Annotated in this window: 11 protein-coding genes and 1 tRNA gene; 6 read left to right on the forward strand and 6 right to left on the reverse strand. The window is 45.4% G+C overall.

The window, feature by feature from the left end; translation table 11 throughout:
- Positions 1 to 50 precede the first annotated feature (50 nt).
- The 6 genes from kdsA to hemA are packed head-to-tail and all read right to left on the reverse strand — an operon-like array spanning position 51 to position 5,428.
- Entirely contained in the window at positions 51 to 902 is an 852-nt protein-coding gene (gene kdsA, locus R7P36_RS24295) for a 3-deoxy-8-phosphooctulonate synthase (RefSeq protein WP_005384095.1), read from the reverse strand.
- A gap of 53 nt (positions 903 to 955) precedes the next feature.
- Positions 956 to 1,765 (reverse strand): SirB1 family protein, encoded by an 810-nt coding sequence (locus tag R7P36_RS24300; RefSeq protein ID WP_005384098.1) that lies wholly within the window; start codon positions 1,763 to 1,765, stop codon positions 956 to 958.
- A gap of 6 nt (positions 1,766 to 1,771) precedes the next feature.
- Complete coding sequence (locus R7P36_RS24305) at positions 1,772 to 2,155, reverse strand: SirB2 family protein (protein WP_005382225.1); 384 nt, start codon at positions 2,153 to 2,155, stop codon at positions 1,772 to 1,774.
- Between the two features lie 40 nt (positions 2,156 to 2,195).
- Positions 2,196 to 3,050: a peptide chain release factor N(5)-glutamine methyltransferase gene (gene prmC, locus R7P36_RS24310; protein WP_017634841.1), complete on the reverse strand. Its 855-nt coding sequence runs from the start codon at positions 3,048 to 3,050 to the stop codon at positions 2,196 to 2,198.
- Between the two features lie 3 nt (positions 3,051 to 3,053).
- Complete coding sequence (prfA, locus tag R7P36_RS24315; protein ID WP_005382222.1) at positions 3,054 to 4,142, reverse strand: peptide chain release factor 1; 1,089 nt, start codon at positions 4,140 to 4,142, stop codon at positions 3,054 to 3,056.
- A gap of 29 nt (positions 4,143 to 4,171) precedes the next feature.
- Entirely contained in the window at positions 4,172 to 5,428 is a 1,257-nt protein-coding gene (gene hemA, locus R7P36_RS24320) for a glutamyl-tRNA reductase (protein WP_005384104.1), read from the reverse strand.
- 134 nt (positions 5,429 to 5,562) lie between these two features.
- On the opposite strand from hemA, the gene lolB reads away from it, so the two are divergent.
- The 6 genes from lolB to R7P36_RS24350 all read left to right on the forward strand — a co-directional run bounded on the left by lolB (position 5,563) and on the right by R7P36_RS24350 (position 10,247).
- The gene (lolB, locus tag R7P36_RS24325; RefSeq protein WP_017634843.1) at positions 5,563 to 6,201 is read left to right on the forward strand and encodes a lipoprotein insertase outer membrane protein LolB; all 639 of its coding nucleotides are present in this window, start codon (positions 5,563 to 5,565) and stop codon (positions 6,199 to 6,201) included.
- Positions 6,198 to 7,070 (forward strand): 4-(cytidine 5'-diphospho)-2-C-methyl-D-erythritol kinase, encoded by an 873-nt coding sequence (ispE, locus tag R7P36_RS24330; protein ID WP_017634844.1) that lies wholly within the window; start codon positions 6,198 to 6,200, stop codon positions 7,068 to 7,070. The genes lolB and ispE overlap by 4 nt, the downstream gene beginning before the upstream one ends.
- Before the next feature lie 27 nt (positions 7,071 to 7,097).
- Entirely contained in the window at positions 7,098 to 8,042 is a 945-nt protein-coding gene (locus R7P36_RS24335) for a ribose-phosphate pyrophosphokinase (RefSeq protein WP_005393176.1), read from the forward strand.
- 151 nt (positions 8,043 to 8,193) lie between these two features.
- Positions 8,194 to 8,784: an aminoacyl-tRNA hydrolase gene (gene pth, locus R7P36_RS24340; RefSeq protein ID WP_005384112.1), complete on the forward strand. Its 591-nt coding sequence runs from the start codon at positions 8,194 to 8,196 to the stop codon at positions 8,782 to 8,784.
- 10 nt (positions 8,785 to 8,794) lie between these two features.
- A complete protein-coding gene (gene ychF / locus R7P36_RS24345; protein ID WP_005393178.1) occupies positions 8,795 to 9,886 on the forward strand; it encodes a redox-regulated ATPase YchF in 1,092 nt (363 codons plus the stop codon).
- A gap of 284 nt (positions 9,887 to 10,170) precedes the next feature.
- Positions 10,171 to 10,247, forward strand: a tRNA-Met gene (locus tag R7P36_RS24350).
- Positions 10,248 to 10,363: the final 116 nt, after the last annotated feature.

A 10,363-nucleotide genomic window follows, 5' to 3' on the forward strand; every position in this document is an offset into this window, starting at 1 on the left:
AGCCAACACTCGGTTGGCTATAGTATTTGTTACCACCAGTCATCTGGCGTTTACTTAATATCGATATCTGCAAAGCTCTTGATCAGATCATCAAGCGATTTCATTTGTGCTAAGAATGGCTCTAACTTGTCTAGAGGCAGTGCAGATGGGCCATCACAACGCGCTTGGTCTGGGTTTGGGTGCGCTTCGATAAATAGACCTGCGATGCCTGTCGCTAGACCCGCTTTTGCAAGTTCAACTGTCTGCTCACGACGGCCGCCAGATGCTGCGCCTGATGGGTCACGCATTTGTAGTGAGTGCGTTACGTCAAAGATGATTGGGCTACCTTTCGAAGCATTTTTCATCACACCAAAACCAAGCATATCAACCACTAAGTTGTCGTAGCCGTGGCAAGAACCGCGCTCACATAGGATGATCTTGTCGTTACCGCATTCTGCGAACTTCTCAACGATGTTACCCACTTGACCTGGGCTCATAAATTGAGGTTTCTTCACGTTGATAACCGCACCTGTTTTGGCCATAGCTTCAACAAGGTCAGTTTGACGAGCTAGGAATGCAGGAAGCTGAATAACGTCTACCACGTCAGCGACAGGTTGAGCTTGCGCTTCAGTGTGAACGTCCGTGATGATCTTTACACCAAAAGTGTCTTTCAGCTCCTGAAAGATTTTCATACCTTCTTCCAGACCTGGACCACGGTATGAATGAACAGAACTGCGGTTTGCTTTGTCAAACGACGCCTTAAATACGTAAGGAATACCAAGTTTTTCCGTTACTTTTACGTAGTGCTCACAGATCTGCATCGCAAGATCACGAGACTCAAGAACGTTCATACCTGCAAATAGGGTGAATGGCTTGTCGTTAGCAACCTGAATGTCGCCGATATTAACGATTTTCTGTTCCATTTTAATTCTCTTTTTCTGTCCACGATACGCCACAGTTCGGCACATCGATAAAATTAGTGAAGTGTGACGTGCGTTTCACTCATCACATTAACTTGTGATTTTAGTAGCTCGGAAGCCGGATCGTCAGGGCATTGGTCAATAAAGTACTGAAAATCTGATACCGCTACTTGAGGGCACTCTAGCTGTTGGAAAATAAAACCACGGTCACGAATTTCGTATGGGTCATCTGGCACAAACGTTAGAGCAAGATTCGTACAACGTAATGCCAGCGTATAATGCTCTTCACGCAACATCGCACTTTTAATCAATGCCAACCAGCGACCAATAATTGTTGGGTTGTCAGCTTCCTCAAAATGTTCAGGCTTTAGCTGAGCTAGCGGTCCTTCCTGGCCAATAAGCCAAGCTTGAAGAATCCTTTCACCTACATACTCACCATTAAATGGGTTGATGTAGTCTGGCTTCTTATGCATCCAGTCGACTTTTAACAGGAACTGAGTAGGGAAAGTAACTCCCTTAAGCGGGAAACCCAGCTTTTTGCCTAGGTATAACAAAATCGAACCTAAGCTCACAGGAATACCTTTTCTGCGCTCCAAAACTTTATCGATGAAGCTGTTGTCCGAAATAAAGTATTCCTGCTCGTCGCCTTTGAACCCCCACTCGTGGAAAAACAGTCGTAGGAATGCATCAAATCGTTGCTCTTCATCGGTTTCATGAACAAGCGTGGCTTCTGCATCTTTGTAAAGACGCTCTAACTCTTGTTTCGCCCAATGTACTTTGGTTTCTGGGTTAATCGCTTTGTTTAGCTCAAGCGCACCTTCCACCAACGGTATATTGTCAAAATCTTCGTCAAAAAACTCTAACATGACGTCTTATCCAAATAACGTAGGGCTCTTAGACACAGCAATGTTTGCAGCCATGACCAACCAACCTAATGCGCCGAAAAAGCCAAATATCTTCAGTAGGTTGTTTTTCGCAAGTTTCAATGAGAAGAATCCAAGCGCAATGTACGCCAGTACGCAGGTGATTTTGTTTGTTAACCACGGTGCGGCATCGGTAAACGGGATGAAACCCGTAATGAAAATAAGCGCAATACCTGACACTAGCAATGCAGTATCAACGATGTGGGGAAACACTTTCAAAAAGCGATTATTTCGCTTCGGTGAGTTCATCATCATTAACACGAATCGGATCGATAGTAGCGTCGCGCTGAGAGCGATCGTCACTAAGTGTATGTGTTTTAGAGCTACGTACATTTTTCTTCTCTTTTTAGTTAGTGTTTGCTGACTTCCATGATTAACTGGCCAGACACCCAAGCGTTACTCGATCGTTACCGCCATAATCTTTTTCCGTAGCGACCTGTTGGTAACCAAAGCCACGCATTATCTCACGCACCGCCTCACCTTGATCATAACCATGTTCAAATGCCAGCCAGCCGCCCACTTCAAGATACTGACGAGCAAGATCCGAGATATGACGAATATCAGCTAAGCCATTCTCTTTAGCAACTAATGCAGATTTTGGCTCAAAGCGCACATCACCTTGGGATAAATGTGGATCTTTTTCATCAATATATGGCGGGTTGGAGACAATTAAAGCAAACTTCGTACCTTCTGTAATAGGCTCAAACCAACTGCCTTGAGCAAAGGTCACATTTTTGATGTTTAGCTGCTCAGCATTGTACTCTGCAAGTGCTTTCGCTTCTTGCTTAAGGTCTACGCCCATCACTTGACGCTTTGGCATTTCAGATGCAAGCGCGATGGCGATAGCTCCCGTCCCCGTTCCAAGATCTAAAATAGGCCCAGTTTGCTCGTAGGTCTTATCGAGTGCAACTTCGACCAAACGTTCTGTATCCGGTCTAGGTATCAGGGTAGAAGGAGAAACTTTAAACGGTAAAGACCAAAACTCTCGCTCACCAATAATATAAGCGACGGGTTCACCAGTTAAACGTCGTTCAAGTAGAGCATCAAACTGAGATTTTTGCTCTGCTTCTAACGCTTTTTCTGGCCAGGTCAGCAGGTAAGTTCGTGGTTTGCCAAGGACATGGCAAAGGAGTACAGCTGCATCGAGAGAAGGCGACTCTTTGCCGCCTTCTGCCAGTTTCGCCGTCGCACTTTTCAGTGCTTGCTCAATCGATTGAACTTGGCTCATCGATTAGCCGTTCTCTGCGAGCGCCGCAAGTTGGTCTGCTTGGTGCTCTTGAATCACAGGATCAATCAAGCTTTGCAGGTCACCTTCCATCACTTCGTTCAAACGATAGATGGTTAGGTTGATACGGTGATCAGACACACGACCTTGTGGGTAGTTGTAGGTACGAATACGGTCACTACGGTCACCAGAACCTAGAAGGTTACGACGTGTATCAGACACTTCTGCGGCACGACGCTCTTCTTCCGCTTGAACGATACGAGCAGCAAGAACCGCCATTGCTTTCGCTTTGTTCTTGTGCTGTGAACGCTCATCCTGACACTCTACTACCGTACCCGTTGGTAAGTGGGTAATACGGATTGCAGAATCCGTGGTGTTAACGTGCTGACCACCCGCGCCAGATGCACGGAACGTATCGATTTTCAGGTCTGCTGCTTTGATTTCTGGCAGATCCGCTTCAGGGATTTCCGCCATTACTGCTACTGTACAAGCAGAAGTATGCACACGACCTTGAGACTCTGTTGCTGGAACACGCTGTACACGGTGACCGCCTGACTCAAATTTCAACACGCCGTACGCACCATCGCCGCTCACTTTTGCGATCATCTCTTTGTAACCACCGTGCTCAGCCTCGTTTGAAGACATGACTTCGATGCGCCAGCCACGCTTTTCTGCGTACTTGCTGTACATACGGAATAGATCACCCGCGAAGATACCCGCTTCGTCGCCACCCGCACCTGCACGAATTTCTAGGAAACAGTTACGATCATCGTTCGGATCTTTTGGCAGAAGAAGAATCTGTAACTCATCAGTAAGACGCTCAATCGTCGCTTTCGCTTCTTTGATTTCTTCTTGCGCCATTTCACGCATTTCTTCGTCGTCTTCGTTTGCCATCTCTTCAGCGGCGACAAGATCTTCTTGTGCTTGTTGATAAGCTTGGAAGCACTTGGTTACTTCTTCTAGCTGAGAGTACTCTCTTGATAGAGCACGGAATTTGTCCTGATTTCCAATTACATCAGGATCACCAAGAAGATGTTGAACTTCTTCGTAACGTTCTACTAGCGTTTCTAGCTTAGTCAGAATAGAGGCTTTCATAGTGTCGTTTTCTTAATAAAAAGCGTGAGTTATAGATCATCCAAGCCAAGTGTTTGGCGGATAATCGTTAATTTTGCTGGTTCGCCTTGCTCAGCTGCACTTTGCAATGCGCGAGTTGGAGCGTGAATCAGTTTGTTGGTGAGTTTATTACTCAGCTCGCGCAGCACTTTCTCCGGATCTGCGCCTGCCGCTAAAGATTGCAAACTTTTGCTCAGTAACTCTTCACGAATTTCGTTGGCTGATTTGCGATAGTCGCGAATACTATCGACGGCTTGCAGTGAACGCAACCATGTCATAAACGCAGCGCTTTCTTCACTAACAATCGCTTCAGCTTGAATCGCTTCGACTTTACGCTGCTCAATGTTGCTGTCGATGATAGATTGCAAGTCATCAACAGAATACAGATATGCGTCGTTCAGTTCACCGACTTCCGACTCTACATCTCGCGGCACCGCAATATCGACTAACAAGATAGGTTGATGTCGGCGCTGCTTTAGAGCCGTTTCGACCATACCTTTGCCAATAATAGGCAATGGGCTCGCCGTTGAGCTAATCACAATGTCCGCTTTCGCCAAATGTTCAGGAATTTCGTTCAAACTGATCACTTCTGCGCCAAATTGGTCCGCTAAGCCTTGCGCGCGCTCTTTAGTGCGGTTCGCGACAATCATTTTTGTGCAACCGTTGGACGCTAAATGCTTCGCGACCAATTCAATCGTCTCACCCGCACCAACTAAAAGCACGGTTGAATCTGATAACGACTCAAAAATATGTTTTGCCAGTGTACATGCCGCATAAGCCACGGACACGGCATTACCACCAATATCTGTCTCTGTTCTTACCCGTTTGGCGACTGAGAACGTCTTTTGAAACAGTTTATCAATCGAGGCATCGACAGCTTGATGATCTCGCGAGTCAGAAAATGCTTGCTTTACCTGCCCCAAAATTTGAGGCTCACCCAACACCAGAGAGTCAAGACCGCACGATACGCGCATCAAATGCTTTATTGCAGCTTGTTCTTCATGAACATACAAACTCGGCATTAAATCTTCGCGGCTCACTTGATGAAATTGAGCAAGCCAATCGATCAACTTGTTTCGCGCTCCTTGCTTAACATCGCAGTACAACTCAGTTCGGTTACAGGTTGAAACAATCACACTGCCGTTAACCGCTTCGTGCTCTCTAAGTTGCTCGAGTGCAGGGCCGAGTTTATCCGGACCAAACGCCACCTTCTCTCGCAAGTCGACAGACGCTGTATTGTGATTAATTCCAATAGCAAGCAAGGACATCTAACGTGGTATCTCTGGGATAGGTTATAAAATAGGTCCAGAATTTTACTGTAAGCACGCATTTATTGAAAGGGTAAGCCGGATTTGTTTTCCTAAGTGCGACTTTTCAATGCTATAGTTGTGAGCGATTCCCGATGAAACTGATTAATAAGCCATCAAACATGACGTTACGCTCCTTTATTCTTTTTTTCTTGTCGAGCTTACTGCTCGCTGGTTGTTCGTCCGTTCCTGAAAGTGTTACCAGCGTTGAATGGCAAGCTCATGAGCAGCGACTCGAAACCATCCAAGATTTTCAAGCAACGGGGAAACTTGGTTATATTGGCCCAGACCAAAGACAAAATTTAAACTTCTACTGGAAACATTCTTCAGCACTAAGCCAGTTGCGTTTAACAACGATTCTCGGACAAACGGCATTAAAGCTCACCATCACCCCACAAGGCGCCACAGTAGAAACTTACGATGATCAGGTCCTTTCTTCTCGCAGTGCTAATCAGCTGATTTACCGTCTTACAGGGTTGATGATGCCCGTCGATCACATGCCTGACTGGCTATTAGGTCTACCGACCGATGCCGACAAATTCCAACTGTCTCCAACCAATACACTGCAAGCGTTAAACAAACAAATTGGTTTAAATGATTGGAGTATCGCTTATCAACGATATGGCGACGTTCAATGGCATGAACAGTCTCTCCCTCTGCCAAATAAGCTGAAACTCACCACAGCTGATGTCAAAATAAATCTAGTGATCACAAAATGGAACATCACCCAATGATTGAACTTTCAACACGCTGGCCATCACCAGCGAAATTGAATCTCTTTCTATATATCAACGGCCGTACAGAGAATGGCTACCACGAGTTACAAACCTTATTCCAATTCGTCGATCACGGCGATGAGCTCACCATTCAAGCGAACCATTCTGGTGATATTACGATTTCTCCAGAGATAGAAGGTGTGCCTCTTCAAGACAATTTAATTTGGAAAGCAGCAACCGCGCTTCAAGCTTACTCAAACTGCCCTTTTGGCGCGCATATTGAGCTACAGAAAGTGCTGCCTATGGGTGGAGGCATTGGTGGGGGCTCATCGAATGCAGCTACAGCATTAGTGGCACTGAATTACTTATGGCAACTGAATCTAACTGACGACGAACTGGCTGAAATAGGTTTAAAACTAGGCGCAGACGTGCCCGTATTTGTGCGCGGATTTGCAGCTTTTGCTGAAGGTGTTGGTGAAAAACTCTCTCCTGCTTATCCCGAAGAAAAGTGGTATTTAGTCGTCAGACCCAATGTATCTATAGCAACCGTCGACGTTTTTTGTCATCCAGATCTAACGCGAAACACCCCAAAACGAGATCTAGAAACACTTTTAAATACGCCAAGCGTAAACGATTGCGAAAAAATTGTACGAATGCTCTACCCAGAGGTTGATAAGCAACTTTCTTGGCTGCTACAATACGCGCCGTCAAGATTGACGGGGACAGGATCTTGCGTTTTTGCTGAATTTTCGAGCAAATCTGAAGCAGAAACTATCCTTGCACAACTCTCTGATAAAGTCTCGGCATTTATCGCTCAAGGGCGCAATATTTCGCCATTAAAAGAGACTTTGGCTGAATACCAATCAGCCTCACACCGACCTATTTAAACTGGACGCAAACCCGAGGTTTCCACCGTGCCTGATATGAAGCTATTTGCTGGTAACGCAACACCTGAACTAGCCCAACGTATTGCTGATCGTCTTTACATCTCTCTTGGTGATGCATCTGTTTCTCGCTTTTCTGATGGCGAAGTTGCAGTTCAAATCAATGAGAATGTTCGTGGTAGCGATGTTTTCATCATTCAATCCACTTGTGCACCGACTAACGACAACCTAATGGAATTGGTTGTTATGATTGATGCAATGCGCCGTGCTTCAGCAGGCCGTATCACTGCAGTTATCCCTTACTTCGGCTACGCTCGCCAAGACCGTCGTGTACGTTCTGCGCGTGTGCCAATTACTGCAAAAGTTGTTGCTGATTTCCTATCTAACGTTGGTGTTGACCGCGTTCTAACTATCGACCTACACGCAGAGCAAATTCAAGGCTTCTTCGATGTACCTGTAGACAACATCTTCGGCACGCCAGTGCTACTTGAAGATATGCAGGCTCGCGGTCTAGATAACCCTGTAGTGGTATCTCCTGACCTAGGTGGCGTTGTTCGTGCTCGTGCAACAGCAAAAGCACTAGGCGACATCGACATCGCAATCGTAGATAAGCGTCGTCCACGTGCAAACGTTTCTGAAGTAATGAACCTAATCGGTGATGTTGAAGGTCGTGACTGTGTGATCGTTGATGACATGATCGACACAGGTGGCACACTATGTAAAGCAGCTGAAGCACTAAAAGAGCGCGGTGCTAAGCGTGTATTCGCTTACGCTACTCACGCAGTATTCTCAGGCAACGCTGCGGATAACATCAAGAACTCAGTTCTTGACCAAGTTATCGTAACTGACTCTATCTCTCTGTCTAAAGAGATGGCTGCAACAGGTAAAGTGACAACACTAAGCCTATCTCGCATGCTGGCTGAAGCGATTCGTCGTATCAGCAACGAAGAGTCAATCTCTGCAATGTTCAACTAATACGAACATTTCAGTTACACTGATTTCAAAAGCACCCCTCTTTGGGGTGTTTTTTTATTTGTACTGATAACTAGAAAATCCCTTGGTCGCCCACCGCGAGTTTTCTGTGCTATCATACTGCGCTTTTTGAGATTCCAGAGAGATCCTAACCTTGAGTCAACAAATCAAACTTCTTGTTGGTCTTGCTAATCCAGGACCAGAATACGCCAGAACTCGTCACAATGCGGGCGCTTGGGTTGTAGAAGAATTAGCACGCGTTCACAACGTTACACTGAAGAACGAACCAAAGTTTTTTGGTCTAACAGGACGCATTATGGTCAATGGCCAGGATCTCCGTTTGCTTATCCCAACCACCTTCATGAATCTATCAGGTAAATCGATCGCAGCGCTTGCGAAATTTTATCAAATTAAACCTGAAGAGATCATGGTTGCTCATGACGAGCTAGACTTACCGCCAGGTGTCGCTAAGTTTAAAAAAGGTGGGGGTCACGGTGGACACAACGGTCTGCGTGACACCATTAGCAAACTGGGCAATAACAAAGATTTTTATCGTCTTCGTATTGGCATTGGTCATCCGGGACACAAAGATAAAGTGGCGGGTTTTGTATTAGGTAAAGCGCCAGCTAAAGAGCAAGAGCTTTTAGATGCAGCAGCTGACGAGGCTGTTCGTTGTCTAGATATCCTGATTAAGGATGGCCTATCTAAAGCACAAAATCGCCTCCACACGTTCAAAGCTGAATAAGGTTACTATCATGGGTTTTAAATGTGGCATCGTTGGTCTACCTAACGTAGGTAAATCAACTCTGTTCAACGCACTAACTAAAGCGGGTATCGAAGCAGCAAACTTCCCGTTCTGTACCATTGAACCAAACACTGGTGTGGTTCCTGTGCCAGATCTACGTCTAGACGCACTAGCTAAGATCGTTAACCCACAGAGAGTTCTTCCAACGACGATGGAGTTCGTGGACATCGCTGGTCTTGTTGCTGGTGCATCACGTGGTGAAGGTTTAGGTAACAAATTCCTAGCTAACATCCGTGAAACAGACGCGATTGGCCACGTTGTACGTTGTTTTGAAAACGAAAACATTGTTCATGTTTCAGGTAAAGTTTCACCTATTGAAGATATCGAAGTGATCAACCTTGAACTTGCAATGGCTGACCTAGATTCTTGTGAGCGAGCGATTCAACGTAACGCGAAGAAGGCAAAAGGCGGCGATAAAGACGCAAAATTTGAACTAACCGTACTAGAAAAACTGTTACCAGTACTAACTGAAGGCGGCATGGCACGCACGGTTGAGCTATCTAAAGAAGAGTTAGCAGCAATCGGCTATCTAAACTTCCTAACACTGAAGCCAACTATGTACATTGCAAACGTAAACGAAGATGGCTTCGAAAATAATCCATATCTAGATGCGGTTCGTGAGTTCGCAGAAAAAGAAAACAATGTCGTTGTACCTGTATGTGCGGCTATCGAATCTGAACTATCTGAACTGGAAGATGAAGATCGCGAAGAATTCCTAGCAGATATGGGGATCGAAGAGCCGGGCCTAAACCGTGTAATTCGCTCTGGTTACGAACTACTGACTCTACACACCTACTTCACAGCAGGTGTTAAAGAAGTACGTGCTTGGACAATCCCTGTTGGTGCAACTGCACCTCAGGCGGCAGGTAAGATCCACACTGACTTCGAGAAAGGCTTTATTCGTGCAGAAGTAGTCGGTTACGACGATTTCATCCAATTCAATGGTGAAAATGGCGCAAAAGACGCAGGTAAATGGCGTCTAGAAGGTAAAGACTACATCGTAAAAGATGGTGATGTTGTACACTTCCGCTTCAATGTTTAATTAAATGAATGAATTCTAAACACTTCATTTACACTAAAAGCCAGCTGCTAAGCTGGCTTTTTTAATACCTTAAGTAAATGAGCAAAAATAAATTACCTAACTGCAAGCTAATTTATTTCCAGTTTTAGATCATAAACACGCCTCTTTGTTTAAAAAGGAAGCGAACGAGGTTTTTTCCGAAATTTATTAAAAAAAACTGTTGACGGATCTCACTCAACTTCGCATAATGCGCGCCGTTCCCAACGACAAGGCAACAAAGCGTTGAGAACAAAAAATACGGTTTTGGCTACGTAGCTCAGCTGGTTAGAGCACATCACTCATAATGATGGGGTCACAGGTTCGAATCCCGTCGTAGCCACCATTCCTAAATGTTCTTTTTATCAGAGCAGTTAGGAATAGATGCGGAAGTGGCGGAATTGGTAGACGCACCAGATTTAGGTTCTGGCGCCGCAAGGTGTGAGAGTTCAAGTCTCTCCT

This window comes from Vibrio sp. 397 (assembly GCF_033339395.1).
Classification (GTDB): Bacteria; Pseudomonadota; Gammaproteobacteria; order Enterobacterales; family Vibrionaceae; genus Vibrio; species Vibrio alginolyticus.

Excerpts from the sequence above, each read along its gene's own strand:
- kdsA (WP_005384095.1), bottom strand. The coding sequence starts at position 902 with ATGGAACAGAAAATCGTTAATATCGGCGACATTCAGGTTGCTAACGAC.
- R7P36_RS24300 (WP_005384098.1), bottom strand. The coding sequence starts at position 1,765 with ATGTTAGAGTTTTTTGACGAAGATTTTGACAATATACCGTTGGTGGAA.
- R7P36_RS24305 (WP_005382225.1), bottom strand. The coding sequence starts at position 2,155 with ATGTACGTAGCTCTAAAACACATACACTTAGTGACGATCGCTCTCAGC.
- prmC (WP_017634841.1), bottom strand. The coding sequence starts at position 3,050 with ATGAGCCAAGTTCAATCGATTGAGCAAGCACTGAAAAGTGCGACGGCG.
- prfA (WP_005382222.1), bottom strand. The coding sequence starts at position 4,142 with ATGAAAGCCTCTATTCTGACTAAGCTAGAAACGCTAGTAGAACGTTAC.
- hemA (WP_005384104.1), bottom strand. The coding sequence starts at position 5,428 with ATGTCCTTGCTTGCTATTGGAATTAATCACAATACAGCGTCTGTCGAC.
- lolB (WP_017634843.1), top strand. The coding sequence starts at position 5,563 with ATGAAACTGATTAATAAGCCATCAAACATGACGTTACGCTCCTTTATT.
- ispE (WP_017634844.1), top strand. The coding sequence starts at position 6,198 with ATGATTGAACTTTCAACACGCTGGCCATCACCAGCGAAATTGAATCTC.
- ychF (WP_005393178.1), top strand. The coding sequence starts at position 8,795 with ATGGGTTTTAAATGTGGCATCGTTGGTCTACCTAACGTAGGTAAATCA.